Raw genomic sequence first — 25,946 nt, forward strand, 5'->3', positions numbered from 1 at the left:
ACAAAACAGGATGCTTTCTCGTCCTCCATACACCAGCGCGACCCCGGATGCTCCTGACAGCTCACTCACGAAGCCGTGACGGATTGGGCCAATCGAGATTCTTTTACGGTTGATAAGGACTTAGCCTCTATAACTCTGGTCTGACGGCATCACGTCGCGATGGAGGGGTCCGTGCATTTCATTCTGGCATTCGCCGCGCTCGCATCCGCGCTTGCGGCCTGGCTGTATCACCGCGAGAGCCGCCGCCTCTAGGCCGTGCGGGTAAGCGTCACCACCGACATCCAGACCTTGCGCGACACAGCCATGACGGCTTAGCTCCCCGGATCAACGCTTTTCCGGAGTGGCAATCATGCTGTTGCACCATGCGTCCTGGCCCGAGGTCGACACCTATCTCAAGCGCTGCAAGGGGATCATAATCCCCATCGGTTCCACCGAACAGCACGGCCCGAACGGGCTCGTGGGTACGGATGCGATCTGTCCGGAAGTGATCGCCGCTGAGGCCGGTGCAGAAGCCGGTCTTCTGGTTGGCCCGACCTTCAATGTCGGTATCGCCCAGCATCATCTCGGTTTCGCCGGCTCGATGACGCTGCGCCCCTCGACCATGATCGCCGCGCTCAATGACTGGATCGAAAGCCTGACGCGCCACGGCTTTGACCGCATCTACTTCCTCAACGGACACGGTGGAAACATCACCACGATCAACGCCGCCTTCGCGGAGTATTACGCCAATTTCTCGCTCGATGGCGCCGCTTGTCCGGTCAAGCTCATGCAGCGCAACTGGTGGGAACTCGCTGGCGTGATGGACACTTGCCGAAAGCTCTTTCCGGTCGGTGAAGGCATGCACGCGACAGCATCCGAAGTCTCCGTGACCTATTACGCTCACCCGCACGCGATCAAGAATGTCGAGATGAGCCCCAAGATCGCCCCGGTCGGCGGGTTCACAGACGCTGCGGACTATCGGCGGAAATTCCCCGATGGCCGGATCGGGTCCGACCCGTCCCAGGCCAGCCCGGAAAAAGGCGCCGAGATCGTCAGCTTCGCCAAGCAGGCACTGATCGCCGAATGCACCAGCTTCTTTGACGCGAAGCCGGCACTGGAACCAGCGGAGTAGACGCGGCCCGGATCAAGGAGTCCCGCGAGACCGCGACACAAAACATTCATTTCACCGCGCCCCGCGCGCTCGGTATACGCCCACTCTGACGTGTCGATACGGAGTGCGCCGAAATGAAAGCTTGGATCTGCCTGCCTGCATTGGCCCTGCTGGCCGCTTGTTCAGCCGAGCATGGCTCGACCATCAATACCGGCTTCAGCGAGGACAATCTGGCGACCTCGGACGCCTGCTTTGCCGAAACGCCCTCCAGCTTGCTCGACCCGGGACAGACGCTTCTGGAAACCGGCCCCGCTGGCCTGACCCGCGTGTCCTGGTCACTGGGCGGCGAGACCGGGGATATGGCTGTGTCGATTGCCGAGATCGAACAACCCACCAAGACCGCGCTTGATGCGGCCAATGCCGCCTTCTACAGCGCCGCCGGCCAGCAGCATGATCACAACACGGATGCGGTCATTTATCACCGCACGACGGACGGGACCTTCTGCACGGTGATCAGAGACGAAGCGACCGGTCGCGCGCTGGTGGACGCCATCATGAATTTGCCGGCAGCGGATCAGTCCGCGGAATAGGCGCCAGCCAACGGGGCGGGTTTGCCGGATGCCGACCGGGCATTGCCGGTCACAGGGCGCGTATCTCCGGCCCGACCTGCTCGACCGGAATTGCGGTGAGATGATCACCGGCCGCCGGCCCGCCGGTACAATCGCCGCTCGTCACATCGAAGCTCGCGCCATGGACCGGGCAGACCAGCGTCTCGCCCTTGTGCAGCAGGCCGCGACCGTCCGGCAGACAGAGCGGCAGGCCGGCATGCGGGCAGAGATTGGTGAAGGCCGTGACGGTTTCACCGCGACGGATCAGCACCACGGCCCCACCTTCCCAGTCAGAGGCACGGGCGCCAGGGTCCGGCAGGTCCTCCAGACGTCCGAGAATTGTTCCGGGCGGCGGTTTGGGCCGCATCAGCCGGCCTCCACCGGCGGATTGATGGCCCAGCGATAGGGCGCGATCTCGACCCGCACGAACAGGCCGGCAGACTGATAGGGGTCCTCGGCCAGCCAGGCATCCAGAGTGGCCCGGTCCTCCGCCTCGATGATCAAGAGCGACCCCGCCATGTCGCCCGCCTCATTGAGCCAGGGGCCAGCAGCCTTGACGCTGTTACCGGCCGCTTTCAGCCAGGCGATATGGGCGTCACGATTGGCCATGCGGATGTCGAGCGCGCCGGGCTTGTCCCAGGTGTGGACCAGAAAGAGCATCAGGCCGTCTCCAGCGTGAAGGGGCGCGCGAGCAAGGTCTCGATGGCATCATCGACGCTGGCCCGGCCAGAAAGGATCTCGTTGACCGCCTCGCAGATCGGCATCTCGACACCATGTCGGCGCGCGAGCTCAACCACGGCCGGGGCGCTGGCCACCCCCTCGGTGACCGCGCGTCGACTGGCCATGATGTCGTCCAGCGACACCCCCCGCCCCAGCGCCAGCCCGCAGGACATGTTGCGCGATTGCGGCGAGGAACAGGTCAGGACCAGGTCACCCAGACCGCACAGGCCCGACAGCGTTTCGCGCTGGGCGCCCAGCGCCAGGGCCAGCCGCGTCATCTCGGCGAAGCCGCGTGAAATCAGGGCCGCATGCGCCGACTTGCCCAGCCCCTTGCCCTCGGAAATCCCGCACCCGATGGCGAGCACATTTTTCACTGCGCCGCCAATTTCCGCGCCGACCAGATCGGTGGCGAGGTAGGGCCGGAAGCGCGGCGTGCCCAGCGCCTCTATCAGCTGATTGCCCACCGCCTCATCGGCACAGGCCAGCGTCACAGCCGTCGGCAGGCCCTGGGCCGTGTCGATGGCAAAGCTGGGCCCGGACAGGACCGCCGGGAGCGCCGCAGGAATGGTCTCTTTGAGCACCTGGGTCATCATCGACAGGGAGGATTGCTCAATCCCCTTGGCACACAGGACAATCGGCAGGCCGGGCCGGGCATAGGGCAGGAACGTCTCCAGCACGCGCCGCAAATGCTGCGCCGGCGCTACGGCAAGGATGGCGTCGCAGGCATCGAGATCGGAAATCGAGGTCGTCGCCTCGATGGCTTGGCTCAGCTTGACGTCCGGCAAATAGATTGTGTTCTCGTGCTTGGTGTTCACCGCATCGGTGACATCCTGCTCGAAGGACCACAGGGTCACATCACGCCCCGCCTTGGCCGCCGTTTGCGCCAGGGCTGTGCCCCAGGCGCCGGCGCCTATCACGCCAATGCTCTGATACTCGCTCATGCCTTGGGTCCCTTTCGTCCGGAGCCGATGGCCGGATCGGCCTTGGCCGACACCGCATCCAGCGGCCAGCGCGCCCGTGCCGGCGCATCCAGTCCGTCAACTTCGCCCCGCGCCAGCCTTTCCAGGCCGACCAGGGCAATCATGGCGGCATTATCCGTACACCATTTCATCGGTGGTGCGATCAAGCGGAAGCCCGCCGTCTCCGCTTCGACCTCCAGCGCCGCGCGTACGGCCTTGTTGGCCGCCACACCGCCCGCCACGACCAGTGACATCGGACGCGGCGCGTCCGGATAGCGCTCGGCAAACATCGCCAGCGCGCGGCGCGTCCGGCGAGCCAAAGCCCGCGCTATGGCCGCCTGCATGCTGGCGGACAAATCCGCCTTGTCCTGTTCGCTCGGTGCCTCGAGCCCGTCCCAGATCTGGCGGGCCGCCGTTTTCAGGCCGGCAAAGGAGAAATCACAACCCGGCTTGCCCTTGAGGGGCATGGGCAAGTCAAAACGCGTCGCATCCCCGCTTTTGGCCATGCGCTCCAGCGCCGGGCCCCCGGGGAAGCCCAGTCCCATGACCTTGGCGGTCTTGTCGAAGGCCTCGCCGGCCGCATCATCGAGGGTCGAGCCGAGGCGGTGATAGACGCCGACATCCTCGGCAATCAGCAATTGGGTATGCCCGCCGGAGACCAGAAGCAGCAGATAGGGAAAGGCGAGCGGTTCGGAGATCCGCGGTGACAACGCATGCCCCTCGAGATGATTGACCGCGATCAGCGGCTTGCCGGCACCCAGTGCGAGGCCCTTGGCGGTCATCAGGGCCGCCATCACTCCGCCGATCAGGCCCGGCCCGGAGGTCGCCGCAATCCCGTCGAGCTCGGCGATCTCCATCCCCGCCTCGGCAAGGGCCTCGACAACCAGACCATCCATGGCCTCGGCATGCGCCCGCGCGGCAATCTCGGGCACGACACCGCCAAAAGGCGCGTGGGCCTCGGTCTGACCGAGGACACAATCCGCAAGCACCTCGATCGTACCATCCGGCGCCCGGCGCAGAATCGCCGCTGCGGTCTCGTCGCAACTGGATTCCAGTCCGAGCACGGTCAGTGTGCGCGCTTGCGCTTTGGGGGAGGGGGGCGCTAAGTCCATGACTGTCCACTAGCCCCAAGACCGGGATGATTGCAACGTGAAGCCGCCGTCCAGACCGCTCGCCATCGCCACTCGCCGCTCTCCCCTCGCCCTGGTCCAGGCACATGATGTGCAGGCCCGGCTGGCGGCCCAATGCGGTCTGACCGGCGACGACGTCGAAGCGCACTTCCCCATCCTCGGCCTGGTCTCGACTGGCGACCGCATCCAGGACCGCACCTTGATCGAGGCAGGCGGGAAAGGCCTTTTCACCAAGGAAATCGACGAGGCCCAGCTGGACGGACGCGCCGCCTTCGCGGTGCACTCCATGAAGGACGTTCCGACCGTCCTGCCCGATGGGCTGACCCTCGGCGCCCTGCTCGAGCGTGAAGACCCGCGCGACATGCTGATCGCCCGCGGCGGTGAAACCCGCCTGGCCGATCTGCCCGAAGGCGTCACCATCGGAACAGCGAGCCTGCGCCGCCAGGCCCAGCTCCTCTTCAAGCGTCCGGATCTCAAGGTCGTGCCCCTGCGTGGCAATGTCGACACTCGGCTGGGCAAGCTCGCGGAGGGCGAGATCTACGCCACATTCCTCGCCCGTGCCGGCCTCAACCGGCTGGGTCGGGAGGAAGCCCGCCGGGATCCGCTGGACCCGTCCGACATGCTGCCTGCCTGCGCCCAGGGCGCGGTGGGTGTTGCCATTCGCGACGGCGATGAAGAGGCCGCTGCGCATCTGAGCGGCCTGCATCACAGCGGGACCGAGATCGCTGTGACCGCCGAACGCGCCTTTCTCGCCACGCTCGACGGCTCTTGCCGAACGCCGATTGCCGCCCATGTGAATAAGGTATCCATGGACTTCATCGGCGAAGTTTTGACTCCTGACGGCACGCAGTGCTGGCGAAAGCAGATTCGATTCGACATGACGACCGCCACTTCCGATAGCGCCCGTGAAGCCGGTGAGGTTCTGGGCCGTGCCGTGCGCGCTGCTGCCGGTGATGGTCTCGCTGCGGCCCTGGTGAATGCATGACGGTTTTGGTCACACGTGGCTGGCCGGGCGCGGAGCGCACCGCCTCCGGGCTGAGACGCCTGGGGATCGACCCCATCATCTCGCCTGTGCTCGACATCAATTTCCGCGCGCGCATCGATGCCAGCCTCGACGGCGTCCAGGCCCTTGTCTTCACCTCCGCAAACGGGGTTCGGGCCTGGGGGCCACGACGTCCGGAACGCGATCTCCCGGTCTATGCGGTCGCCGATGCCACGGCGCAGGCCGCGCGTGATATCGGCTTCAAGAAAGTCCATTCCGCCCGCGGCGATGTCACCTCGCTGGCCAATCTGATCCGGCGCAAGGTCAAGGCCGAAAAGGGCAGCCTTCTGCATGTGCGCGGCATCCACGTCTCCGGTGATCTGTCCGGCGCCCTCAAGCCCGATGGCTACAAGATCCGCGATGCAATTGGCTATGGCGCGGTTGCTGTCGATGCGCTTGGCGAAGAGGCTATTGCTGCCATTGTTTCCGGAGCGCCCGTCTCCGTCCTGATCCATTCGGCGCGTGGCGCGAAGACCTTTCTCGACCTGCTGCGCAAATTCGGGCTCCACCACTGGCTCGGCTCCGTGACGGCGCTTGGCATTTCTGCCAATGCGCTCAAGCCGCTGGAAGGCGCTGGCTTCGGCGCGCTGATCGCGGCGCCGGCTCCGAATGAAGACGCGCTGCTGGCGCTCCTCGATGATTCATCGGAACTGGCCTCGGCAGGCCACGCGTCCTAAGCTGACGCAAATTCGCGCGAATCATGGGCCGTCATGGCTGATCCCAACGAAACTCTCGATCCCGAACCCGTCGATGCCGAGTTCGAGCCGGCGGATGACAGCCGTCCGGCGACCAAGCCTGCCCGCAAGGGCGGCGGGGCGCTTGGCCTTGTCCTGGTCTTCCTGCTCGCGAGCGTTGCCGGCGGCGCCATCGGCTTTGCCGCCTCGCGCTATGTACCGGCCGCCGACATGCCTGAACCGGGCGCGGCCGCTGAGCGCGCGGCCCTGACCAGCGAGATAACAGGCCTGGAAACGCGTCTGGCCGCGCTCGAAGGCGAAGACCCGGTCGCCGCGATAGCTGATGAGGTTTCAGCGATCGCGCAACGTCTCGCCGCTCTGGAGAACGCTCCGTCCCCCAATCCAGGCGACGTTCCCGTCGACCTGTCCGCCATCGAGGCGCGGCTGGACAGTCTGGAGAGCGTCGTCCCGCCGGGAAGCGACCCGGTTGCCCCCTTTGACCCCACCGAGATGGAAGCCCGGCTCGCCGCGCTCGAGACCGCGCAATCCCTGACCGATGCCCGTGCCCAGCAGGCGCTGGAGGCCAGCCAATCTGCAACCGACAGTCCCGGCATTGATCCGCAAATCCTGCAAGCCCTCACGGACCGCATTGTGGCTGTCGAAGCGTCAGTGGATACGCTGGCAGCACCCGCGCAGTCGGACCCGGTGATCGCACAACTCCGCCAGGATCTGCTGAGCCTTCAAACCGAATTGGCGGCAGTGCGACGACTGGCAGAAGGTGCACGCGACCAGGCGGAAAACGCGGCCCAGACGGCTGCGGCGACGCCAGCCGATACGGGGCAGGCATCACGACAGCTCGCCGCCCGTGCCCTGGCCCTGACCGCCTTGCGCGAAATTGCCGGCACTGGAGACGGATTCGAGGCGGAGCGCGCGGCCCTGGCCCGACTTTGGCGGGGTCAGCCGGATCTCGCGGCCATGGCCGACTACTCACGCACCGGCGTACCGACAATCGGCGAATTGGCCACCCTCTTTCCGGGCGATGCCATTCGTGAAGCGGCCGGGCCGGGTCGGGTCTTCTTCGGCCTGATCGAAGTCCGGCGCACGGACGGCGATGACAATGATACCGGTCCGCTCGCCATGACCGCGCTTGCCGAGCGACGGTTGGCCGATGACGATCTGGTCGGCGCCGTCACCATCGCCGAGCGTCTGGAAGGCGACGCGCTCGAGACGGTACGGGACTGGTTGTTCCAGGCGCGCGCGCGCCTTGATCTGGATCAACGCCTGCAAGCGCTGCGTGACGCCTTGGCGGCCGACGCCGCCGAACAGGGAAGTGACCCGACATGATCCGCCTCATCCTGGCTGTCTCATTCGCCCTTCTTACGGCGGCATTGGGCGCTTTTCTCGCGCTCAATCCAGGCCGCGCCAGTTTCGAGTTTCTTGGTGTAGAGACCGAAATGCCCTTCGTCGTCGCCGCCGGCGGCGTGATCCTTTTTGCCTTTCTCATGCTGGTGGTCTGGTGGGGCATTTATCTGTTGTGGACCTCGCCGGACAAGGTGAAGGGCTTCATGGGGCGGCGTCGCCGCGAGCAGGGCTATGACGCGTTGGAGAAGGCTTTGATCGCCTCTGCTGCGGGGGATGGCGAAGCGGCTGTGCGACAAGCCGCCCGGGCCGATGCCCTGCTGGACCGCCCGGCGCTCTCCCGCCTTCTCGCCGCGCGCGCCGCCGAGGCCGCCGGTAATCTCGATGGCGCCCAGACCCATTACGAAGCCCTGCTGGACGATCAACGCACCCGCGTCGTCGCTCGGCGCGGCCTGGCTCAATTGTCGCTTGAGCGCGGCGATCACGGTGCCACGATCGACCATGCCACCGATGCCTTCCAGCAGGCCAAGGGCGCCCGCTGGGCGTTCGATTCCCTGTTTGATGCCCAGGTCGCCAAGGGACGCTGGCAGGATGCCCTGACAACCCTGACCGAAGGTGAGAAGCGCAAGCACGTGGCGCCGGACACCGCACGCCGGCGCCGCGCGGTATTGCTGACGGCTGCCGCGCTCGAGACCGAAAGCAGCGATGCCGACAGCGCTCGCGAGCTCGCCGTCTCCGCGCACAAGGCCGCCGCCGGTTTTGCGCCGGCGGCGGCCCTGGCTGCGCGCCTGCTCGCCGATGGCCGCCGTCACAAGCGCGCCTCGGAAGTGCTGGAATCCGCCTGGGCCGCCGCGCCGCATCCCGCGCTGGCGAGGGCCTTCCAGGATTTGCGCAAGTCCGACACCAAGGCCAAGCGCCTCGAGCGGCTGAAGACACTCGCCGCGCTCAATCCCGAACACCGCGAAAGCCGGCTCATCCTGATCCAGACTGCGCTGGAGGAAGGGGATGCCCCGTCCGCGCGGGCCTTGCTGGATCCCATGCTGGACGAGACCACGCCGTCCTCGCGCCTGTGCGCCCTGGCCGCCCGTCTGGCGCGGTTGGATGGCAAGGACGAGCTGGCACGCCGCTGGATGACGCGCGCCTCCCATGCCGGCGCCGATGCCGACTGGTCGGATATTGATCCGGAAGGCCGTCTCTTTGCCTACACGCCGGATGACTGGAAGCGGATGGTCTATGTTTTTGGCGACGAGAACCGCCTTACCCATCCGCGTTATGAACGCTATGAGCGGGCGGCCGGTGCGGTGCCGGAAACCGCCCTCCTCGATGCCCCGCGGCCGGTCAAGGCGGCCAGCTCGCGATCCACGCGATTTGTTGATGCCCCGCCGCGCATGCCCGATGATCCCGGGGTTCCGGACGAGGATGACGAGGCGTCCGCGTGACAGGCGGTGATGTGCCCGGCGGTGATGTGACCGACGACGATGTAACGCTGGTCGCGATTGTCGGCGGCTCGGCCTCCGGCAAGACCCGACTGGCCTATGCCATCGCGGACGCCATACCGGGCGCCTATGTCATCAAGGAAGATGATTATTACCTGGATGCGACACTGCTTGATGATTTCGATCCGGCGACCTTCAACTTCGACGAGCCGGCCTCCAAGGAGCATGATCGTCTGATCGCTGACCTCAAATCGTTGAAGGCCGGCCACAGCGTCGATATTCCGCAGTATGATTTCGCCACCCACAGCCGCCACGCAGAGACACTGCATTGTGAGCCGGCACCGGTGATCATCGTCGAAGGGCTTCACGCGGTCGCGAGCCCGGAGCTGGCTGATCTCTTCGACCTGATCATCTATGTTTCCGCGACCCGGCCCGTCCGCTTCGAGCGCCGCCTCAAGCGCGATGTCGCCGAACGCGGACGGACACCGGAATCGGTCAGACACCAGTTCGACACCATCGTGGAACCGATGCACACGCAGCACGTGGAACCGCAAAAACCGGGCGCCGACCTGATCATTACCAATATGGGCCCGCCGGATTTCGAGGGCATGGCGAGACCGGTTCTGGAGCGCTTGCGCAGACAGGTTTCAGGCCGCTGATTTTTGCCCTGATGAAGGGCTTGCCGACCGCTCCGTTCGCGGGTAGTTTCCGCCGCCTTCGGACCGGTAACGGATCGGAGCCCACAAATGGGCCGCTTTAGCTCAGCTGGTAGAGCAACGCATTCGTAATGCGTAGGTCAGGTGTTCGAGTCACCTAAGCGGCACCATTTTCTGATCTCACGACGGTTCGCTACGCTCACGCCTCCGAATGGGCGGCCTGGCCGGCCGACGCGCGGTCGCGCTTGCGAACCCTTCGGGTCCGGTATCGCTCGCGCGCCGGATCCGCGTCCGGAGGCCGGAATGAACTCCCGCGCTTGTCCGGGCCTCGAAACTCCCTACATACCCGTCCAAGCAATGAGGGGGTCTTCATGACCGAGACCAGCGCGTATGTGCCGCCGAAAGTGTGGACGTGGGACAGTGAGAGTGGTGGGCGTTTCGCCAGCATCAACCGGCCCATCTCCGGAGCCACCCATGACAAGGATCTGCCGGCCGGGCAGCATCCGCTTCAGCTCTATTCGCTGGCCACGCCGAATGGTGTGAAGGTCACGATCATGCTCGAGGAATTGCTCGCGGCCGGCCATGGCGATGCCGAGTATGACGCCTGGCTGATCCGGATCACCGAGGGTGAGCAGTTCTCCAGCGGCTTTGTGTCGATCAACCCCAACTCGAAGATCCCGGCCCTGTTGGATCGCAGCACCGAGACCCCGACGCGGGTCTTCGAGTCCGGTGCCATCCTGCTCTATCTCGCCGAGAAGTTTGATGCCTTCCTGCCGAAAGACACCGTGAGCCGGACCGAAGCACTGAACTGGCTGTTCTGGCAAATGGGGTCTGCACCCTATCTGGGCGGTGGCTTTGGCCATTTCTACGCCTATGCGCCGGAGAAGTGGGAATATCCGATCGACCGCTTCGCCATGGAGGTGAAGCGCCAGATGGATGTCCTCGACAAAACACTGGCGGATCGCCCCTATCTGGCTGGTGCGGAATACTCGATCGCCGACATGGCCGTCTGGGCCTGGTATGGCGCGCTGGCGCGCGGCGTTCTCTACGAGGCCGGCGAATTCCTGTCGGTGCAGGACTATACCCATGTGCAGCGTTGGGCCGCCGAGATCGCTGACAGACCTGCGGTCAAGCGCGGCATCAAGGTCAATCGGGTCTGGGGTGAGGAAGCCAATCAGGTGCCCGAGCGCCACTCAGCCGCCGATATCGACGCCAAGATGGGCTAGAGAGATACAGGCGGGGCCGCCCGGAGCCGCCCCGCCTCACGCCTGTTGCTCAGCCCACGCGATTGAGCAGGGCTGCCAGCTCATTCAATCGACGCGCTTCGGCCGGGACGAGGCCTGATGCACCGGCTGCCTCTGCCGCCAGGGCCGCTGCTGCGGCCAGGGCTTCACTATCTGGCGCGCCTGCCGACCAGGCATCCAGCGTTGAACGGATGGACGCGACCGCGTCATCGCCCAAGGCGTCTCCGCGCTCGATCTGATCGAGATAGGCCTGGGCGACAACGGGCTGGTCCGGCCATTCAATATGCAGTTGGGTCTGGGTATTGGCCTCGTCGAAGCGGATCAGCTCGGCCGCTGCGATCTCGTTCGCGGTCAGATGCTCGCTCGGCTGGAGGCGGAACACGTCCATGCCACGGACAATCTCCGGCGCCCAGATGCGTCCATTATGCCAGTAGGCTGCCCAATAGCCTGCAACGCGCAAGGCGTCCGCCCCGAGCGGACCCCGGTCGAAGAAGGCGATCTCGTACGGATTGTTGCTGTCTGTGAAATCGACGACGGACAGACCGCCACTATACCAGCCCTGGACCATGATATCGCGGCCCGGAACCGGAACGAGTGTGCCGTTGTGGGCGACACAATTCTCGACCGCCGATTGTTCGCCCGGGATCTTGAAGAAGCCGCGCCGCTGGAGTTCGCCATCAACAATATCGGCGATGATGTCCGCACCCCAGTTTTCCGGATCCGTTGACTGGCAGCGCGCGCCAAGGCCGCCGCCCCACTCATCCGTGAACAACACCTTGTCGGCATCGTTCGAGAACGTTGCCGAATGCCAGTAGGCCATGTTCGGATCGGCCAGGTCCGAGATGCGACGCGGATTCACCGGATCGGTGATGTCCAGCAGGATGCCATTGCCGCCACAGGCGCCGGCGGCGAGATTCATTTCGGGATACACGGTAATATCGTGACAGGACACGGTTGCGCTGGCTTCCTGCGCACCCTCCTCCATGGCGCCGCCGGCCCAGAGTCCTGCGATCTCGCCGGTCTCATAGTCCGTGAAGATGCGCGGGCGCGCAATCAAGGCAGCCTGCTCGGGCGTGTCCAGCGGCACTTCGATAATGTCGATCGAATAAAGCGCGGTATCCGGGTTTTCGTCCGGCTCGCCGCCACTGCAGCCAGCGAGTTCGCTGTCCGGCCGTGGGCTGCTTGTGCCCTGCACATAGATGTAGGCCGTGCGGTCATCGCTTGGATGCGGCACGAAGGTGTGGGTGTGAGAGCCACGACAGGTCTGGACAGCCGCCACCTGGCGCGGGGCGTTGAGATCACTGATGTCGAAAATTCTCACGCCGAGAAAACGCTCGGGACTCGACTCTGCCTCGACACCGCCGTTGCCGCAATCGAGGCGGCCGCGCGTCTGTTCGGTCGAGAAGAAGACGAGATCACCGTGAACGGAGACGTCGCCCTGGCCGCCGGGACAGACAACCGAGAGAATATGTTCCGGATCATCAGGGTTTTCGGCGTCAAACACGTTGAAACCATGGAAGCCGCCGACGATGACGCGGTCGCCTGTAAAGGCGAGGTCCGAATTGGCGAAGGCCAGGAGGCCCGGCCCGGTATCTTCGTCCTCTGCCGGTTCTGCGTCGGTTTCTGCTTCGGCGTCTCCCTCGGCGTCGATGTCAGCCTCGTCGACCGGGGCCTCATCAAGCGCTGCTGTGGCTTCATCTGCGGACACGGCTGGCAGGCTCAACGGGATCATCGCTGTTTCGCGGTCAAAAAATCCGTCCGGCGGGGGCACCGAGGCTGTCATTTCGAGATTCCAGATGACGCTTTCCGCATCAAAAATTCCCGGCGCGAGATCCGCTCGGGACGGCGGCGCCTCAGCGGTCTCCTCGACCGGTGCGGAGCAGGCGGCCAGGGCTGCTCCCAATGCTGCGAGTGAAACCATGGAACGGAAATTCGGCATCGTGTAGCCCCCTCGGAACGATGAAATTCAAAGACCGGCGAGGATGCCACGCATGCGGGCAATCTCGGCGGATTGGTCGGCAATGATGGCCGACAGGAATTCAGATAATTGTGTGTCTTCGCCATTGCCGGGCTCGGCCAGCAAGGCTTCAACCATGTTGATGGCGCCCTGGTGATGGTGGATCATTCCGACCAGATAGAGACGGTCGAAATCCTCCTCACGCGCATTGGCAAGCTCCACCATCTGCGCCGGCGACAGCATGCCCGCCATCACGGGAATGTCGGACGGTGCCTCCGCATGATCCTCGTGGCCCATCGAGTGCCCGCCATTAGCTGACGTCATTGCGTCATGGCCCGGACCGTCATGCTGCATTTCCAGCGACTGGTCCCGGCGGTGCAGCCAGGCGCGCATCATCTCGATCTCCGAGCTTTGCGACAGCGCAATCCGCTCGGCCATCATCGCGATCTGCGGATTATCCGTCCGGCTCGCGACCAATGCGCCCATCTCAACGGCCTGGCCGTGATGAACGATCATGTGCTGCATGAAGCGGACGTCACCGGCGGTATGGCTTGTCCGCGCCTGACCGACGGATTCAGCAGGCGTCAGCGTGCGCGCGCCTGTTCCCGGAGCACCCGGCTGGAAAATGGGCGGAGCTTTGGCAAAGCCCGTTTCGGCGGCCAGGGACAGCCCCAGAACCGCGACAAAGACAAGATGCGTCATGAACTCCCCTCGCCGGCACAGCCCCGTATGACGGGAATGTAATCATGCTTGCCGGGTCGGGGGAATAGCTGTGCGCTTCAGCTCCCAGCGGTCAGCCTTCGCCGGGGGCCATTTGCGACTGCATATAGCGTTCCTCGCCGACCTTCTCGATCAGGCCGAGCTGGGTCTCCAGGAAGTCGATATGCTCTTCCTCGCTGTCGAGGATGTCGGTGAAAATCTTGCGCGAGACATAGTCACCCACCTGTTCGCAATAGGCGATCGCCTCCTTGTAGAAGGGGTGAGCGCGTTGCTCGACCTTGAGATCGCACTCCAGGCATTCCTTGAGTGTCTCACCGATATAGATCTTGGCCAGGTCCTGGACGTTGGGCAGGCCCTCCAGGAAGAGGATACGCTCGATCAGGATGTCGGCATGCTTCATCTCGTCGATCGATTCCTCGTACTCGACCTTGGCGATCTTGGCGAAGCCCCAATCCTTGAACATGCGCGCATGCAGGAAATACTGGTTCACGGCAGCAAGCTCGAGCTTCAGCGCCCCGTTCAGCAACTCAATGACCTTGGCATCGCCCTTCATGGTGTCTCTCCCGTATGCAGCATGAGCCGCTACTCTACGGAAAGCCGACGGAGAGCCAAAACACTAAGTTTGCAAGTGAAACTGGGTCTCGCTCGCGACTACTCCGCGGCGGTCGCAATCCCGTCCGGTGCAATGCGGGTGGCGGCGATCATGTCGGCGACATCAGGCAGGCATCGGCCGCATTTCGGCTTGGCGTCGCAACGCTTGAAGACACAGGCCGCACCCTTGATCGAGGGATCGGCGGCGGCGGCCTTGAGGTCGCGATCGCGCAGGGCGTTGCAGATGCAGACATACATGGACGGACGCGATTTCCAGTTGATCCTGAGATTATCTTTCCCGCGAATGCGAATGACTGTCAACTGCATAATGTATGCGCCGGGCGGGGCTGTGCGCCCGACGCATAACAAGTGTGTCGAGGCTTCGGACTAGTTGCCACGCATGATCGAGCCGAGCGGGCCCAGCGCCGAGCCTTCACCCTGGCCCGAGCCGGTTACCGGCACATTGGCAAGGATACGGCCGGCCAGGCGAGAGAAGGGCATGGACTGGATCCAGACTTTTCCGGGTCCTTTGAGGTGGGCAAAGAAGACGCCTTCGCCACCGAAGATCATCGACTTGATATTGCCGGCGCGCTCGATTTCGAAATCGACACTCGGCGTATAGGCGACGACGCAACCGGTATCGACATGCAGTTCTTCGCCGGCCGCGAGTTCTCGTTCAATCAGTGTGCCGCCGGCATGAACAAAGACCCAGCCGGTCCCTTCGAGTCGCTGCATGATAAAGCCCTCGCCACCAAACAGCCCGGTCATGATGCGTTTCTGAAGAGCGATACCGACGGAGACCCCCTTGGCCGCTGCGAGAAAGCTGTCCTTCTGACAGATCAATTCGCCACCGAGATCGGGCAGGTGGACCGGGATGATGGTGCCGGGATAGGGCGCGGCAAACGCGACGCGGGCCTTGCCCTGACCGCCGTGGGTGAAGACCGTCATGAACAGGCTCTCGCCGGTCAGCAGCCGTTTGCCGGCTCCGGCGAGCGCGCCCCAGACGCCCTTGTTCTTCTGCGAGCCGTCGCCGAACACGGCCTCCATGCCGATACTGGGCGCCTTGTACATCATCGCACCGGCTTCGGAGACGACGCTCTCACCCGGATCAAGTTCGATTTCCACATACTGAATATCCGACCCGCCGATCTCGTAGTCGATCTCGTCCGCATCACTCATGGCGCTCTCCCTGTCGCATTGGATGAGGCAGGTTAGAGCGGCGTTGATCAGGAACAAGAAAAATCAGGCAGAGTCGCGTCGTGACCGACAGGTCGGAATCTAAATCGCCTGGAAATCGCCCGATTCGGCCGCTTCTCGGATCATATGCGCGAGATGGACCGGCATCTCGCCCTTGTGATTGCGGAAGCTGGCATTCTTGTCGACGCGCGAGATGCAGTCGGGCAAATGGCTCTCGTCCACGATCATGGACCCGGACAGGATCATGACCGGTGTGTCGCCGGCACAGGATTGCGTTGTCTCGAGCGTATCGGTGGGGTGCACGGAATCCGGCAGTCGGAGATCGAGCAGGATGAGGTCATAGCTGGACCGGGAAAGGCACCGCTTGGCGTCTTTCAGCGTTCGTGCCACCTCGAAGGAAATATCGAGATCACCCGCTTCACAGACCGCGTGCTGGACGAGCATCGCATCCGCGAAATCGTCTTCCACATGCAGAACGCGCAAAGCCTGGTTACTCATGTTTTCCTCCCTCAGCTCATATTCTATGCAGGTTGCGTTATCGAACCGTTTACAAAGCCGCGCAAGAGCAATTAAAAATCGCCCGGCACCGGCTGGCCGGCTCTAAGCGCCGCCGCGATCACGGTATTTCTCAACAGCATCGCAATCGTCATCGGCCCGATTCCCCCCGGAACCGGCGTGATCCAGCCCGCATGGCCGACGATTTCGTCGAAGGCGGCATCCCCGACAAGGCGCGTCTTGCCATCACCTCGCTCGGGCGCCGCGATGCGGTTGATACCGACATCCAGGACACACGCCCCCGGCTTGACCCAATCGCCGCGGATCATTTCCGGCCGCCCCACAGCCGGCACGAGGATATCAGCAGTCCGACACAAGGCCGGCAGGTCTGCAGTCCGGGAATGGGCAATTGTGACGGTGGCATTCTTCTCGAGGAAGAGAAGCGCGGCCGGCTTGCCGACCAGGATGGAGCGCCCGACCACGACAACCGACTTGCCTGACAGATCGCCAAGCGTCCGCTCGGCCAGCAGGACGCAGCCCGCCGGCGTGCACGGGCGCAGACCCGGCTTGCCGAGCACCAATCGCCCCGCGCTGACTTCAGTGAGCCCGTCAACATCCTTGTCCGGGTCGATGCGACCGATGACACGATTGGCGTCGATGTGATCGGGCAGGGGCATCTGGACGAGGATGCCGTCGACACTGTCATCCCGGTTGAGCCCCTCGACGATTTCGACAATCTCGGCCTCGCTCACGTCAGCAGGCTTGCGAATCTCGATCGATGTCAGACCGGCAGCCTCGGTACGGCGGACCTTGTTGCGGACATAGACGTCGCTGGCCGGATCATCGCCTACCAGCACCACAGCAAGACAGGGCGGACGGCCCAATGTCTTTGCCAGTTCGGCCCCGACTTCGCCGGCGCGGGCGTCGATCTCGGCGGCAATCGCCTTGCCATCAATCAGGTTTGCGCTCATCCGCGAAGGCCTCCAGCTGAGCGACAAGCCGGGCCTGTTCCGGCCCCTCGGCCGCGATCCGGACTGTCTTCAAACGCGATGTCGCGCCGCGTATCACATCAATGTCGCGCTTGGGAATAGCCAATTGCTTGGCCAGCAGCGCAATCAGCGCTGCATTGGCCTTGCCCTTCTCGGGAATGGCCCGGACCCGCGCGGCAAGGTGGCTCTGGCCGGCCGCATCCACACGCCAGGATTCAATGCCGTCGCGTGAGGCATTGGGCGTTAGCCGCACTTGGAGCGTCGCGGCGTCATCGGACACCGCGACCCGCATCACCTAGAAGAGCCGGACCAGTTCCGTGAGAACATATCCCTGCACGAACCCGATGAGCAGGATCAGGATGATCGGTGAAAAGTCCATGCCGCCCAGGGTCGGCAGGACGCGCCGAATCGGGCCCAGCAATGGTTCCGTAATCGCATTGGTCATGCGCCAGATCATGCCCACGAACTGGTTCTGGCCGTTCACGACATTGAAGCTGATCAGCCAGCTCAGGATGACACCGACAATGACAACCAGCATCAGGAGGTTGAGGAGCGGGTGGATGATGTAAATGATCAGTCCGTCGATCGGAGACATGGACAACCTTCTTTCGCCAGCGTTAGCCTTTCCTCGCTTCTAGCCCGCAATGTGCGCGAAGGTCCAGCGGCGCATGCTTGACACTGCAGCAGCAGAAAAGTACGTGCCTGCTGGGTTCGGGGCCGTAGCTCAGTTGGGAGAGCGCGTCGTTCGCAATGACGAGGTCAGGGGTTCGATTCCCCTCGGCTCCACCAAATCTCCGATCTCGCGGCAGTCCGCTTCGCGGACGCCTCCGATGGGGCGGCCTGACCGGCCGACGCGCGGTCGCGCTTGCGAACCCTGCGGCCTCGATATGGGTTCGTTCGGTTCCCCCCCTGCGGGCTTCGGGTGGCACGGCATCCGCAGCACGTACCCGGAGCGGCGGAGGGCTTGGCGGCAATGTTTCAATAACAGCCGAACGACGCCCTGGTCAGCCAACCAATTGCGGCATGGCCCCCGCGAGTCGGGCCAGATCCTCGACCAGTTTGCGGAAATCGTGTTGGCGGGCCGGCTTCTGAGAGGCCCCCACGACATTGCCGAAAGTGCGCGCCGGGCCGAGCATGTCCCCGGTCTCGCTCATCACCATGACCGGGATATCCCGCAGGCCCGGCGTGTCCTCAAGTCCCCTCAGCAACCAGAGTCCGTCACCCTGCGTCATGCACATGTCGAGCAGGATACAGACCGGGAGCTTGGGAGGATCACTGACCTGCCGACAGCGCAACAGGTCAAGCGCGGCTTCGCCGGAACGGGCAGTCTCGAGCCGCACCGCATTGGAATATCGCTCGAAAGCGGCCCGCACCAGGTCAATATCGTCTTCACAATCCTCGACCAACAAAACGGATTTCATGCGCACACTCACATCCAGCAGCGCGAGCAGGTTCGAAATGCTCGCAAATCCGCACGCCAATGCGCAAATCGGCGAGACCGCGCACGGAGAGACGGCGCCATGCTGACAGATGCTGGCGCGACTTGCCTGTGTTCCAGCTCACATCAAGCTGGGTTTTGGGCTTGCCCGTTGAGCCCTACCTTATACACCTACTTTTAGTGATGATTTAGGGGGCATTTGGGGGACCGGCTTTGGACTGGGGCAAGGCACTACGTGATTTTCGGGCACGGACCCGGGTCAACCAGAAAAACCTGGCTGAACAGCTTGGTATCAGTCAGCCGCAAGTGTCGCGGATCGAGGCCGGGACCGCGACGCCGCACCCGGATATCCTCAGCTCGATCCGTGCGCTGATCGAGCGACCCGGCAATCGCAGTCTGTTTGACGGGTTTTTGACGACAATCCGTTTCAATCCCCATGTCGCATGCCTTGTGCAGCCGGACATCGACACGGTTCGATATGTCGCGCTTTCGCAAGGCTTTCGGGAACACCCTCAATTTCGCCAGATCGATGTTGGCCAGACCGTCCGCAAGGCGGTCAGCCGCAATGGTGAAGCGCTGATCATGGAAACGCTGAGAAGCGGAATATTTGACGGTGAGGTTCTCGCGATTGATGCCCTGTGGAAGGCCTCCATCGACGAGCAGGTGAATTATTGGCATGGCATCCTCACCCCGATCCGGTCCGACGCCGGCGGGTGGTATGTCCACTGCGAGATGGCACCGCTCGCTGCCGCGGAATATCAGACCAAGCTTCAATTGCGCGATACGCCGCTACAATTGCACCGGCTAGGCTCCGGATCGCCAAGTGCGCCGGCCGTCTAGCCGGATCGTGAACGCGAACGCTTCCTTTACCGGCGGATGCTAATACGGCGGCATGACGTTGATCGCCCGCACCTTGCCGGCCCTGCTGGGCCTGATCCTGATCCTGGTTGCTCCGGGCATCTCTGCCCTGGCGAGCCCGCCGGCATCCGGAGAGTCGACGGAGGACGGTCGGCACAGGATGATCACCTCATCCGAAACCTACATGCCCCTGCCGCCGCTGACTGCGACTGTTCAGGCCAACCGCCGGGCGCGCGGTCTCCTGCAGATCGAAGCGGGTCTTGAGATTTCGGACTCACGTCTGCGGCATCGAGTCGAGCGTTACATGCCGCGATTGCGGAATGCCTATGTCTCGGCCCTCTCGATCTATACCGGCATGCATTACAGCTTTGGCGAGGTGCCGGACGCGGACCGGATTGCCCAGATTCTCCAGGAAGCGACCGACATTACGCTGGGTCAGGAGGGCGCTGAAGTTCTGATCGGGATGATTATCATCCACGCCGACTGAGGCCGCGAAACCCTGACCGTCAAAGGCGGGAAATTCTGGCCATGAAATCGGCGAGCTCGACATCGAGCGCGGTCACTCCGCCCGCATCGTGCGTTGCCAGCGTGACATCGACCTTGTTCCAGACATTGAACCACTCCGGATGGTGATCCATCGCCTCCGCCTTTACGGCGACGCGGCTCATAAAACCCCATGCTTCGTTGAAATCAGTGAACTCAAAGACCTTGCGGATGGCGTCGCGCCCGTCCACTGCAGCCCAGCCGTCCAACTGCTCCAACGCGGCCTGTGCGCCAATCCTCTTCATGTCTGCCTCCCGGCTTCGCGTGGTCGTGGCTATTCGGCGGGAACCGAGCGGTCGGCACCCAGCGTCATCGGCTCAATCCCCAGTGCCTTGAACAGGTCGAAATCGTCATGCTGTTCCGGATTGGGCGTGGTCAGCAATTCCTCGCCGACGAAAATGGAATTCGCGCCCGCCAGGAAGCAGAGTGCCTGCAATTCGCGGCTCATGCCTTCGCGGCCGGCCGACAGCCGGACCATGGAGCGCGGCATCAGGATACGCGCGGTCGCAATGGTGCGCACGAAGTCGATCCCGTCGAGCGGTTTGCTGTCTCCCAAAGGCGTGTTCGGAACCGCGACCAGGTGATTGATCGGCACGCTTTCGGGATGCGGATCCATTGAGGCCAGCTCCGTGAGCAGGCCGATCCGCGCCGCCTCGTCTTCGCCCATGCCGACAATCCCGCCGGTGCAGACATGAATGCCGGCGCCGCGAACCCTGGACAGGGTGTCGATCCGGTCCTGATAAGTCCGGGTCGAGATGACGCGGCCATAGTCTTCCGGCGCGGTATCCAGATTGTGATTGTAGTAATCCAGGCCCGCTTCGCGCAGCTTGACGGCCTGATCATCGGTCAGCATGCCCAGCGTGACACATGTCTCCATGCCCATCGACTTCACGCCGCTGATCATGTCGCAGATCTTGTCCTCGTCGCGCGTTTTCAGCTCGCGCCAGGCAGCGCCCATGCAAAATCGCGTCGCGCCTCCGTCCTTGGCCTTTTTGGCCGCATCAAGGACATCATCCAGTGGCATCAGCTTGGAGGCTTTCAGTCCGGTGTCGAAATGCGCGGACTGATTGCAATAGCCGCAGTCCTCGGCACAGCCCCCCGTCTTGATCGACAGAAGCTGGCTGGTCTGCACCTGGTTGGCCGGATGGCATTTCCTGTGCACGGACTGTGCGGCAAAGATGAGATCGTTGAACGGGGCGCGATAGATTTCGCCCGCCGTTTCGCGTGTCCAGTCCGTCCGGACCTGCGTCAGTTGGTCGATATCGTTCAAAAGGCTCATGGAAGATCAGTCCCGAAAAATGACACCGGAAACTAGGAAGACCGGCGCGCCGCGTCCAGACATGACACTGCGCTGGGCCGCGCGACTACTGTTCGTGGTCGCCATTGTGCTCATCACCGACCTCGCCCTGCAACCGGGAACCGCCTTGCCGCCCCGCCTGTTCGGCACCGACAAGCTGGAGCATTTTGCGGCCTTCATGGCGTTGGCCATTCTTGCGCGCGTCGCCTGCCCGAACCTGGCGCGCTCAATCACCGGGATTGTTCTGCTAGTCTATGGGGGTGGTATTGAGTGGCTTCAGGACATCGGCAGCTCAGGCCGAACAGCGTCACTGGCCGATTTCCTTGCCGATGCCATTGGCGTGATCTGCGGATTGCTCGTCGCCTGGTGGGCCGGAACCCGCTCCCGTCACTGACGCGACCCTCGCCCGGCGGCCGGACCCGGAATCGAAAAGGGCCCCGCCCAAGCGGAGCCCTTTCCATGTCAGCGCCTGGCCCGATCAGGCCGAAGGCGTCTCGTCTTCAGCGTTCGGATCAACACCTTTTTCAAGCTTCTCGAAATAGGCCTTGGTCATCTTGAAGACCAGGGGCGACAGGACCAGCAGTGCAATCAGGTTTGGCGCCGCCATCAGGCCGGTCAGCGTATCCGTCGTCAGCCACACGGTATTCATAAGCTGGGTGACGTTATCGCCGGCATAAAGCAGGAAGGTGGCTCCCAGGATCATGCCGATCCAGGCAATGCGGAAAGGCAGGATGATCTTCTCGCCGAGCAGGTATTCCGCACACCGCTCGCCATAATAGGACCAGCCGAGAATGGTGGTGAAGGCGAACAGGGCCAGGGCCCAGGTGACGAAATGATCACCGAAGCCGGGAAGGGCGTCGGCGAAGGCGGCCGTTGTGATGCGGGCGCCCGTGTCGCAAACCTCCGGAACATTGCCGCCGAGGGCGATCAGGCCGGCATCACACTCGCTCGGGATGACGCCCGAAGTGAGGATGGCGAGACCCGTGATCGAGCACACCATGATGGTATCAATGAACGTGCCCAGCATGGCGATGATACCCTGGTCGACCGGATCATCATTCTGCGCCGCGGCGTGCGCGATGGGCGCGGAGCCCTGGCCCGCCTCGTTGGAGAAGATGCCGCGTGCAACACCGCGCTGCATGGCCAGCATCAGGAGTGCGCCGGAGAATCCGCCCGCTGCTGCACCAAAGCCGAAAGCGTGGGAGAAAATGCTGGCGAGCGCGGCCGGTACGGCCTCGATATTGATCACCACGACCACCAGGCCGAGTGCGATATAGACGATGGCCATGGTCGGCACGACTTTTTCGGCCACGCTGGCAATCCGCTTGATGCCGCCGAGGATGACCATGCCGGCCAGCAAGGCGATCACGCCACCGGTGATATAGTATTCGACGCCATAGGTGTCGCCGACCGTGCGGACGACCTCAGCCGTCTGGATTGCGTTGCCTGTTCCGAGGCCCGCCATCACACCGAAGAAGGCGAACAGTCCGCCGAGCCAGACCCACTTCTTGCCCATGCCGTTCTTGATGTAATACATCGGCCCGCCGACCCGGCGTCCGCCTTCGTCGACCTCGCGGAATTTCACCGCCAGAACGCCTTCGGAAAATTTGGTCGCCATACCGACCAGCGCCGTCATCCACATCCAGAAAAGGGCGCCCGGACCACCGATTGCGATGGCGACGGCCACACCGGCAATATTCCCCGTGCCGATGGTGGAGGACAGGGCCGTCATGAGTGCCTGGAAGGGGGTGACATCCCCGGCGCCTTCCGATTTGCGTCCTTTGATCAGTTCGCCAAAGGCGAAGCCGATCTTGCGCAAGGGCATGAATCTCAGCCCGATTGTCAGATAAAGGCCGGTGCCCAGCAGCAGCACCAGCATTGGTGGCCCCCAGACGAAACCATTGACCAAATCGACATACCCAGAAATCACGTCCATGCCGCTCCCCATTTGATGGCTGGGCGCACATTAGGAATTTGTCGCGGGGTGTGGAAAGGCTTTTTTGCGTCTGGATGTCAGCCGCATGAGGACTTGTTAAGTTGAGCGATCATCTGTTCCGGAGGAAATTCCGTCCCATCACGGGAGCCCAACATGATCAGAACCATCCTTCGCGTCCTAGTATCCGGCCTTGTTGTCATGGGCGCCAGCGCTTCGGCCTGGGGCCAGACGCGCATCACGGAATCCGCGCGTGACACCGCGATTGCCGACATCGCCCAGATTATCGAGGACGAATTCTTCGATGCTGAACGCGCAGCCGAGATTGCGGGCTCCCTGCGCAGCGCTCACGCGGAAGGGGCCTTCGACGCGTTTGGTGACGGTGAAGCCCTGGCGACCGCACTGACCACACGCCTGGCCGAGGAAGACCGGCATTTCGGCGTCAATTTCGTCGGGGCCGAGGCTGCCGCGGCCGCAATGCAAAGACCACGCCGAGGCGGAGGCTCCGGCGCCGGCCCGGGAGAGCGTCCGGTCGATCCATGGCTGCCCCTGAGACGCCAGAATTTCGGGTTTGCCAGCGTCGAGATCCTGCCCGGCAATATCGGCTATATTGACCTGCGTCAGTTCGCCCCCATCGAGCCTGCCGAAAGCACGGCGCACGCGGCCCTCGACTTTGTTGCGGGTACCGATGCCGTGATCTTCGACGTGCGCCAGAATGGCGGCGGCGCCCCGTCCATGGTGCAATACCTGGTCAGCCATTTTCTGGAACCGGGTGGTCGGACCCTGATCAACACTTTTGTGTCGCGGGACTATGAATACCCCAACCAGATGTGGTCGCTGCCGTCGCATCCGGCCGGGAACCGCCCTGACGTCCCGCTTTATGTTCTTACCAGCGCCCGGACCGGGTCGGCCGGCGAAGCCTTTCCCTACCACCTCCAGGCGCTTGAACGCGCCACACTGATCGGGGAGACGACCTACGGCGCCGGCAATCCCGGCGGCACCTTCCTGTCCGATGCCGGCTTCTCGATTTTTGTCTCGACGGGCTCGGCCCGCAATCCGGTCACCGGGACGAATTGGGAAGGTACCGGTGTTGTCCCCCACATCGAGACCGATGCCGAGGCCGCGCTCGATACGGCCCTGCGCCACGCCTATGCGGCCTTGCTGGAGACAGATCCCGATGACGGCGCTCGCCGGACGCTGGAATGGGCGCTGGAAGGCCTGACGGCGAATGCCGCACCGGTCTCACTCAACGAGGCCGAGCTTGCCCGCTATGCCGGCGCCTATGGCATTCGCAGTTTCTCGGTCGAGGACGGGCAGTTGATTTACAGCCGCGACGGACGTCCCGGCGCAGCGCTGCAGCCACTCGGCGATCATCGCTTCCGTCTGGACGGCGACGACAATGCCCGCTTCGTCTTCGTGGTGGATGGGTCAGGCCCGGCCGATCGCATGGACCTGCATCTGGGCGATGGGCGCGTACTGGGCAATGCCCGAACGGACTGACCTCAATCCGGCAAAACCTCGATCGTAAAAATGCCGAAGATCCAGTCGTCGTCATTCATGTCCGCGAGTGCGGGGTCGGCGCCGCGCGGCCAGACCAGCATGGCGGGGCCGCGGCCACCAATCCCGAGCGGACGGCCGTCCTGATACAGGGCCAGGATGACGTCATGGGCCTGATAGCGGTCCGCCTCGATGTCGCGCTGATAGCCATCGAGGGCTGTGACCCGGACGGACCGGTTGTTCGCACCGGCGAAGGCCAGGACATCGCGAAGGCGCGGGCCGCGGAAACTGCGCTGATCGCCGCCGAGCGGGAAATCGGTTTCCACCGTGACAAGGTCGAAACCTGCCAGTTCCGACGCGCTCAGGCCGAGCGCCCGCTCGAAGTTGATGCCATAGCTGGCAAAGACCGGCTCCTCGCCGGCCTGCATGGCGCCGCGGTCATACTGCGAGAGCGGACCATGGAGGGTGACAAGGTCCGGGCCGGTCGGGCCAATCTCGGCGGCAGGCTGGCATGCGCCGATGAAAGTCGCCAGCAGGGCGGTGGTTGTCGAAAGGATGGTCAGTCGCATGCGGGTCTCCTGCAAAGCGCAATCGAGATCACAGATAGGATCCGGCGAGGGTCACGACCTGGCCACCCGTACCAATCTTGAAGCGCGCAATACCGGCACCCGATGTCGTATTGACCCCGCCCAGATCCAGCTGCTGCACCCCGCGTGCCCGGAGCTGTTCGATCGCCGTCCATAGCAGAAGATTGTGAGCGCCACGCGGCGCCGCTTCATGGTCCAACCAGCCGATCTGGTAGGTGGCCGAACACCCGTGCACCAGAAAGAGCATCGCGGCCCGCTTCTGCTTGCCGGAATCGGCCCGCAGGATGACCAGGCTGCTCCGGTCCTGCCGCGCTTCGACAAATTCGGGCACAAGGGCCGCCGGCGTCGAGCGATAGCCACGGGCCGCGCGCTGCCCCTCTTCACTGGCCAGCAGCCAGCGATACTGGGCGAGTTTGGTACCATTGGCGACGACAGCCAGATCCGACTTCTCCGCGGCCTTGAGATTATTGCGCCATTTCTGGTCGAGGCCCGCGCGCCGCGTATCGAGGTCCTGAGTCAGATCCAGCGTCACGGTGGAATGGCCGGTCATCACCCGGCTCAAGCGCCGAGTTCCCTCGTCCATCGCCGCGTCCGGCGTGATGATGGCAAGGCGGGGCCAGCCCAGTCCGAGGCCGGTTTTCAGCAGCCGATAGGCCTGCTCGCGCTTCGCGGCGGAAACAGTCTCGAGCCAGACCGGGCCGCGCGTGCAAAGCGCCATGTTGACCAGTCCTGCAATCTTGCGCGTTGTGAACTGGGCCAGACCGACCAGGACACCCTCATCCACGAGGCCGGCGCGAATGACCTGTCCGCCAAGCCGCGTCACCGCTTCGCCGTAACACCAGTCCTGCTGGAGCGCGGCGGGCCGGGCCGTCAGGGCGAGGTCCCAGGTCGGCTGAGCGATATCCAGATCAAGTTGCATGAGACGA

Annotated in this window: 31 protein-coding genes and 2 tRNA genes; 14 read left to right on the plus strand and 19 right to left on the minus strand. The window is 63.7% G+C overall.

The annotated features are described in order from the left end of the window. Nucleotides 1-349 precede the first annotated feature (349 nt). Together Q0X62_RS12130 and Q0X62_RS12135 are read left to right on the plus strand one after the other, a co-directional pair. Entirely contained in the window at nucleotides 350-1,111 is a 762-nt protein-coding gene (locus Q0X62_RS12130; RefSeq protein ID WP_297736063.1) for a creatininase family protein, read from the plus strand. 113 nt (nucleotides 1,112-1,224) lie between these two features. Then, a complete protein-coding gene (locus Q0X62_RS12135; RefSeq protein WP_297736065.1) occupies nucleotides 1,225-1,680 on the plus strand; it encodes a hypothetical protein in 456 nt (151 codons plus the stop codon). A 49-nt stretch (nucleotides 1,681-1,729) separates the two neighbouring features. Here the strand turns inward: Q0X62_RS12135 and Q0X62_RS12140 are convergent, their stop codons facing one another. Genes Q0X62_RS12140 through tsaD form a run of 4 tightly spaced genes read right to left on the minus strand, consistent with a single transcriptional unit; the run spans nucleotide 1,730 to nucleotide 4,489 of the window. Then, nucleotides 1,730-2,065, minus strand: a complete 336-nt coding sequence (locus tag Q0X62_RS12140) for a Rieske (2Fe-2S) protein (RefSeq protein WP_297736070.1) — start codon at nucleotides 2,063-2,065, stop codon at nucleotides 1,730-1,732. Then, the gene (locus Q0X62_RS12145; protein WP_297736073.1) at nucleotides 2,065-2,358 is read right to left on the minus strand and encodes a YciI family protein; all 294 of its coding nucleotides are present in this window, start codon (nucleotides 2,356-2,358) and stop codon (nucleotides 2,065-2,067) included. The genes Q0X62_RS12140 and Q0X62_RS12145 overlap by 1 nt, the downstream gene beginning before the upstream one ends. Next, on the minus strand, nucleotides 2,358-3,359 hold the full coding sequence (locus tag Q0X62_RS12150) for an NAD(P)H-dependent glycerol-3-phosphate dehydrogenase (protein WP_297736076.1): 1,002 nt from the start codon (nucleotides 3,357-3,359) through the stop codon (nucleotides 2,358-2,360). The genes Q0X62_RS12145 and Q0X62_RS12150 overlap by 1 nt, the downstream gene beginning before the upstream one ends. Next, nucleotides 3,356-4,489: a tRNA (adenosine(37)-N6)-threonylcarbamoyltransferase complex transferase subunit TsaD gene (gene tsaD, locus Q0X62_RS12155; RefSeq protein WP_297736079.1), complete on the minus strand. Its 1,134-nt coding sequence runs from the start codon at nucleotides 4,487-4,489 to the stop codon at nucleotides 3,356-3,358. The genes Q0X62_RS12150 and tsaD overlap by 4 nt, the downstream gene beginning before the upstream one ends. Before the next feature lie 37 nt (nucleotides 4,490-4,526). On the opposite strand from tsaD, the gene hemC reads away from it, so the two are divergent. The 7 genes from hemC to yghU all read left to right on the plus strand — a co-directional run bounded on the left by hemC (nucleotide 4,527) and on the right by yghU (nucleotide 10,900). Beyond that, the gene (gene hemC / locus Q0X62_RS12160) at nucleotides 4,527-5,492 is read left to right on the plus strand and encodes a hydroxymethylbilane synthase (RefSeq protein ID WP_297736082.1); all 966 of its coding nucleotides are present in this window, start codon (nucleotides 4,527-4,529) and stop codon (nucleotides 5,490-5,492) included. After that, nucleotides 5,489-6,226, plus strand: a complete 738-nt coding sequence (locus Q0X62_RS12165) for a uroporphyrinogen-III synthase (RefSeq protein ID WP_297736084.1) — start codon at nucleotides 5,489-5,491, stop codon at nucleotides 6,224-6,226. Before hemC ends, Q0X62_RS12165 begins: the two co-directional genes overlap by 4 nt. A gap of 33 nt (nucleotides 6,227-6,259) precedes the next feature. After that, nucleotides 6,260-7,567 (plus strand): hypothetical protein, encoded by a 1,308-nt coding sequence (locus Q0X62_RS12170; protein WP_297736087.1) that lies wholly within the window; start codon nucleotides 6,260-6,262, stop codon nucleotides 7,565-7,567. Continuing rightward, on the plus strand, nucleotides 7,564-9,021 hold the full coding sequence (locus tag Q0X62_RS12175; protein WP_297736090.1) for a heme biosynthesis HemY N-terminal domain-containing protein: 1,458 nt from the start codon (nucleotides 7,564-7,566) through the stop codon (nucleotides 9,019-9,021). The genes Q0X62_RS12170 and Q0X62_RS12175 overlap by 4 nt, the downstream gene beginning before the upstream one ends. After that, complete coding sequence (gene udk, locus Q0X62_RS12180) at nucleotides 9,018-9,677, plus strand: uridine kinase (RefSeq protein ID WP_297736093.1); 660 nt, start codon at nucleotides 9,018-9,020, stop codon at nucleotides 9,675-9,677. The genes Q0X62_RS12175 and udk overlap by 4 nt, the downstream gene beginning before the upstream one ends. A 91-nt stretch (nucleotides 9,678-9,768) precedes the next feature. Then, nucleotides 9,769-9,844, plus strand: a tRNA-Thr gene (locus Q0X62_RS12185). 201 nt (nucleotides 9,845-10,045) lie between these two features. Next, nucleotides 10,046-10,900, plus strand: a complete 855-nt coding sequence (gene yghU, locus Q0X62_RS12190; protein WP_297736096.1) for a glutathione-dependent disulfide-bond oxidoreductase — start codon at nucleotides 10,046-10,048, stop codon at nucleotides 10,898-10,900. A gap of 49 nt (nucleotides 10,901-10,949) precedes the next feature. Here yghU and Q0X62_RS12195 read toward each other — a convergent pair whose 3' ends face one another. From Q0X62_RS12195 to Q0X62_RS12235, 9 genes are all read right to left on the minus strand, one after another. Then, complete coding sequence (locus Q0X62_RS12195) at nucleotides 10,950-12,857, minus strand: hypothetical protein (RefSeq protein WP_297736098.1); 1,908 nt, start codon at nucleotides 12,855-12,857, stop codon at nucleotides 10,950-10,952. Between the two features lie 27 nt (nucleotides 12,858-12,884). Beyond that, entirely contained in the window at nucleotides 12,885-13,577 is a 693-nt protein-coding gene (locus Q0X62_RS12200; RefSeq protein WP_297736101.1) for a DUF305 domain-containing protein, read from the minus strand. A gap of 91 nt (nucleotides 13,578-13,668) precedes the next feature. Next, nucleotides 13,669-14,148 (minus strand): bacterioferritin, encoded by a 480-nt coding sequence (gene bfr / locus Q0X62_RS12205; protein WP_297736104.1) that lies wholly within the window; start codon nucleotides 14,146-14,148, stop codon nucleotides 13,669-13,671. A 98-nt stretch (nucleotides 14,149-14,246) separates the two neighbouring features. Further along, nucleotides 14,247-14,513 carry a (2Fe-2S)-binding protein gene (locus tag Q0X62_RS12210; RefSeq protein ID WP_297736107.1) on the minus strand — a complete coding sequence of 89 codons (267 nt, stop codon included), beginning with the start codon at nucleotides 14,511-14,513 and terminating at the stop codon, nucleotides 14,247-14,249. 60 nt (nucleotides 14,514-14,573) lie between these two features. Then, entirely contained in the window at nucleotides 14,574-15,365 is a 792-nt protein-coding gene (locus Q0X62_RS12215) for a TIGR00266 family protein (protein WP_297736110.1), read from the minus strand. Nucleotides 15,366-15,464: 99 nt separating this feature from the next. Further along, complete coding sequence (locus Q0X62_RS12220) at nucleotides 15,465-15,881, minus strand: response regulator (protein ID WP_297736113.1); 417 nt, start codon at nucleotides 15,879-15,881, stop codon at nucleotides 15,465-15,467. Between the two features lie 71 nt (nucleotides 15,882-15,952). Then, nucleotides 15,953-16,849 (minus strand): bifunctional methylenetetrahydrofolate dehydrogenase/methenyltetrahydrofolate cyclohydrolase FolD, encoded by an 897-nt coding sequence (gene folD / locus Q0X62_RS12225; RefSeq protein WP_297736116.1) that lies wholly within the window; start codon nucleotides 16,847-16,849, stop codon nucleotides 15,953-15,955. Then, a complete protein-coding gene (locus Q0X62_RS12230) occupies nucleotides 16,830-17,147 on the minus strand; it encodes a DUF167 family protein (protein ID WP_297736118.1) in 318 nt (105 codons plus the stop codon). The genes folD and Q0X62_RS12230 overlap by 20 nt, the downstream gene beginning before the upstream one ends. A 15-nt stretch (nucleotides 17,148-17,162) precedes the next feature. Then, nucleotides 17,163-17,462 carry a YggT family protein gene (locus Q0X62_RS12235; protein ID WP_297736121.1) on the minus strand — a complete coding sequence of 100 codons (300 nt, stop codon included), beginning with the start codon at nucleotides 17,460-17,462 and terminating at the stop codon, nucleotides 17,163-17,165. Nucleotides 17,463-17,580: 118 nt separating this feature from the next. Here Q0X62_RS12235 and Q0X62_RS12240 point away from each other — a divergent pair. Further along, nucleotides 17,581-17,656: transfer RNA gene (locus Q0X62_RS12240), tRNA-Ala, on the plus strand. 215 nt (nucleotides 17,657-17,871) lie between these two features. Here the strand turns inward: Q0X62_RS12240 and Q0X62_RS12245 are convergent. Then, a complete protein-coding gene (locus Q0X62_RS12245; RefSeq protein ID WP_297736124.1) occupies nucleotides 17,872-18,288 on the minus strand; it encodes a response regulator in 417 nt (138 codons plus the stop codon). A 230-nt stretch (nucleotides 18,289-18,518) separates the two neighbouring features. Here Q0X62_RS12245 and Q0X62_RS12250 point away from each other — a divergent pair, with 230 nt between their 5' ends. Together Q0X62_RS12250 and Q0X62_RS12255 are read left to right on the plus strand one after the other, a co-directional pair. Continuing rightward, a complete protein-coding gene (locus tag Q0X62_RS12250) occupies nucleotides 18,519-19,145 on the plus strand; it encodes a helix-turn-helix transcriptional regulator (protein WP_297736127.1) in 627 nt (208 codons plus the stop codon). A gap of 52 nt (nucleotides 19,146-19,197) precedes the next feature. Continuing rightward, nucleotides 19,198-19,650, plus strand: coding sequence for a hypothetical protein (locus Q0X62_RS12255; protein ID WP_297736130.1), 453 nt, complete (start codon nucleotides 19,198-19,200; stop codon nucleotides 19,648-19,650). A gap of 19 nt (nucleotides 19,651-19,669) precedes the next feature. Here the strand turns inward: Q0X62_RS12255 and Q0X62_RS12260 are convergent, their stop codons facing one another. Then, the gene (locus tag Q0X62_RS12260) at nucleotides 19,670-19,951 is read right to left on the minus strand and encodes a 4a-hydroxytetrahydrobiopterin dehydratase (protein WP_297736133.1); all 282 of its coding nucleotides are present in this window, start codon (nucleotides 19,949-19,951) and stop codon (nucleotides 19,670-19,672) included. A 29-nt stretch (nucleotides 19,952-19,980) separates the two neighbouring features. Further along, nucleotides 19,981-20,985: a biotin synthase BioB gene (gene bioB / locus Q0X62_RS12265; RefSeq protein WP_297736135.1), complete on the minus strand. Its 1,005-nt coding sequence runs from the start codon at nucleotides 20,983-20,985 to the stop codon at nucleotides 19,981-19,983. Between the two features lie 61 nt (nucleotides 20,986-21,046). Here bioB and Q0X62_RS12270 point away from each other — a divergent pair, with 61 nt between their 5' ends. Continuing rightward, nucleotides 21,047-21,397, plus strand: a complete 351-nt coding sequence (locus tag Q0X62_RS12270) for a VanZ family protein (protein WP_297736138.1) — start codon at nucleotides 21,047-21,049, stop codon at nucleotides 21,395-21,397. 84 nt (nucleotides 21,398-21,481) lie between these two features. Here the strand turns inward: Q0X62_RS12270 and Q0X62_RS12275 are convergent, their stop codons facing one another. Continuing rightward, entirely contained in the window at nucleotides 21,482-22,939 is a 1,458-nt protein-coding gene (locus Q0X62_RS12275) for a sodium:alanine symporter family protein (protein ID WP_297736141.1), read from the minus strand. Between the two features lie 153 nt (nucleotides 22,940-23,092). Between Q0X62_RS12275 and Q0X62_RS12280 the strand changes: the two genes are divergently transcribed. Beyond that, on the plus strand, nucleotides 23,093-24,436 hold the full coding sequence (locus tag Q0X62_RS12280) for a S41 family peptidase (RefSeq protein ID WP_297736145.1): 1,344 nt from the start codon (nucleotides 23,093-23,095) through the stop codon (nucleotides 24,434-24,436). Between the two features lie 2 nt (nucleotides 24,437-24,438). Here the strand turns inward: Q0X62_RS12280 and Q0X62_RS12285 are convergent, their stop codons facing one another. Continuing rightward, a complete protein-coding gene (locus Q0X62_RS12285; protein ID WP_297736148.1) occupies nucleotides 24,439-25,002 on the minus strand; it encodes a molybdopterin-dependent oxidoreductase in 564 nt (187 codons plus the stop codon). A gap of 28 nt (nucleotides 25,003-25,030) precedes the next feature. Further along, nucleotides 25,031-25,939, minus strand: coding sequence for a GNAT family N-acetyltransferase (locus Q0X62_RS12290; RefSeq protein ID WP_297736151.1), 909 nt, complete (start codon nucleotides 25,937-25,939; stop codon nucleotides 25,031-25,033). Nucleotides 25,940-25,946: the final 7 nt, after the last annotated feature.

This window comes from uncultured Maricaulis sp. (genome assembly GCF_947259345.1).
Lineage (GTDB): Bacteria > Pseudomonadota > Alphaproteobacteria > Caulobacterales > Maricaulaceae > Maricaulis.

Bases quoted from the DNA above. Each gene is read 5' to 3' on its own strand.
- Q0X62_RS12170 (WP_297736087.1), top strand. From the start codon at position 6,260: ATGGCTGATCCCAACGAAACTCTCGATCCCGAACCCGTCGATGCCGAG.
- bfr (WP_297736104.1), bottom strand. From the start codon at position 14,148: ATGAAGGGCGATGCCAAGGTCATTGAGTTGCTGAACGGGGCGCTGAAG.
- Q0X62_RS12210 (WP_297736107.1), bottom strand. From the start codon at position 14,513: ATGCAGTTGACAGTCATTCGCATTCGCGGGAAAGATAATCTCAGGATC.
- folD (WP_297736116.1), bottom strand. From the start codon at position 16,849: ATGAGCGCAAACCTGATTGATGGCAAGGCGATTGCCGCCGAGATCGAC.
- Q0X62_RS12255 (WP_297736130.1), top strand. From the start codon at position 19,198: ATGACGTTGATCGCCCGCACCTTGCCGGCCCTGCTGGGCCTGATCCTG.
- yghU (WP_297736096.1), top strand. From the start codon at position 10,046: ATGACCGAGACCAGCGCGTATGTGCCGCCGAAAGTGTGGACGTGGGAC.
- Q0X62_RS12245 (WP_297736124.1), bottom strand. From the start codon at position 18,288: ATGAAATCCGTTTTGTTGGTCGAGGATTGTGAAGACGATATTGACCTG.
- Q0X62_RS12220 (WP_297736113.1), bottom strand. From the start codon at position 15,881: ATGAGTAACCAGGCTTTGCGCGTTCTGCATGTGGAAGACGATTTCGCG.
- Q0X62_RS12260 (WP_297736133.1), bottom strand. From the start codon at position 19,951: ATGAAGAGGATTGGCGCACAGGCCGCGTTGGAGCAGTTGGACGGCTGG.
- Q0X62_RS12130 (WP_297736063.1), top strand. From the start codon at position 350: ATGCTGTTGCACCATGCGTCCTGGCCCGAGGTCGACACCTATCTCAAG.
- Q0X62_RS12135 (WP_297736065.1), top strand. From the start codon at position 1,225: ATGAAAGCTTGGATCTGCCTGCCTGCATTGGCCCTGCTGGCCGCTTGT.
- bioB (WP_297736135.1), bottom strand. From the start codon at position 20,985: ATGAGCCTTTTGAACGATATCGACCAACTGACGCAGGTCCGGACGGAC.
- Q0X62_RS12270 (WP_297736138.1), top strand. From the start codon at position 21,047: ATGACACTGCGCTGGGCCGCGCGACTACTGTTCGTGGTCGCCATTGTG.
- Q0X62_RS12275 (WP_297736141.1), bottom strand. From the start codon at position 22,939: ATGGACGTGATTTCTGGGTATGTCGATTTGGTCAATGGTTTCGTCTGG.
- Q0X62_RS12290 (WP_297736151.1), bottom strand. From the start codon at position 25,939: ATGCAACTTGATCTGGATATCGCTCAGCCGACCTGGGACCTCGCCCTG.
- Q0X62_RS12165 (WP_297736084.1), top strand. From the start codon at position 5,489: ATGACGGTTTTGGTCACACGTGGCTGGCCGGGCGCGGAGCGCACCGCC.
- Q0X62_RS12175 (WP_297736090.1), top strand. From the start codon at position 7,564: ATGATCCGCCTCATCCTGGCTGTCTCATTCGCCCTTCTTACGGCGGCA.
- Q0X62_RS12145 (WP_297736073.1), bottom strand. From the start codon at position 2,358: ATGCTCTTTCTGGTCCACACCTGGGACAAGCCCGGCGCGCTCGACATC.
- Q0X62_RS12195 (WP_297736098.1), bottom strand. From the start codon at position 12,857: ATGCCGAATTTCCGTTCCATGGTTTCACTCGCAGCATTGGGAGCAGCC.
- Q0X62_RS12200 (WP_297736101.1), bottom strand. From the start codon at position 13,577: ATGACGCATCTTGTCTTTGTCGCGGTTCTGGGGCTGTCCCTGGCCGCC.
- Q0X62_RS12215 (WP_297736110.1), bottom strand. From the start codon at position 15,365: ATGAGTGATGCGGACGAGATCGACTACGAGATCGGCGGGTCGGATATT.
- Q0X62_RS12235 (WP_297736121.1), bottom strand. From the start codon at position 17,462: ATGTCTCCGATCGACGGACTGATCATTTACATCATCCACCCGCTCCTC.
- Q0X62_RS12150 (WP_297736076.1), bottom strand. From the start codon at position 3,359: ATGAGCGAGTATCAGAGCATTGGCGTGATAGGCGCCGGCGCCTGGGGC.
- Q0X62_RS12285 (WP_297736148.1), bottom strand. From the start codon at position 25,002: ATGCGACTGACCATCCTTTCGACAACCACCGCCCTGCTGGCGACTTTC.
- Q0X62_RS12140 (WP_297736070.1), bottom strand. From the start codon at position 2,065: ATGCGGCCCAAACCGCCGCCCGGAACAATTCTCGGACGTCTGGAGGAC.
- Q0X62_RS12280 (WP_297736145.1), top strand. From the start codon at position 23,093: ATGATCAGAACCATCCTTCGCGTCCTAGTATCCGGCCTTGTTGTCATG.
- tsaD (WP_297736079.1), bottom strand. From the start codon at position 4,489: ATGGACTTAGCGCCCCCCTCCCCCAAAGCGCAAGCGCGCACACTGACC.